The following is a 257-nucleotide window of genomic DNA, read 5'->3' on the forward strand; positions in this document are numbered from 1 at the left end:
GCCCGCCGCTTGCTCAAGCCCAACGGCACGATCTGGGTGATCGGCTCCTACCACAACATCTTCCGCGTCGGCGCCATCATGCAGGATCTGGGCTTCTGGATGCTGAACGACATCGTCTGGCGCAAGACCAACCCCATGCCCAACTTCCGGGGCCGGCGCTTTCAGAACGCGCACGAGACGATGATCTGGGCGTCCCGCTCGGCCGAGGCCAAGAGCTACACGTTCAACTACGACGCCATGAAGGCGGCCAACGACGA

General features: G+C 63.0%; 1 protein-coding gene. It reads left to right on the plus strand.

Translation table 11 applies throughout. From position 1 onward, the window contains the following. Nucleotides 1-257, plus strand: a 257-nt coding sequence (locus tag AUL28_RS21895) for a DNA-methyltransferase (RefSeq protein WP_192843519.1), incomplete at both ends; no start/stop codon positions are given.

This window comes from Aureimonas sp. N4, from assembly GCF_001463925.1.
Classification (GTDB): domain Bacteria; phylum Pseudomonadota; class Alphaproteobacteria; order Rhizobiales; family Rhizobiaceae; genus Aureimonas; species Aureimonas ureilytica_A.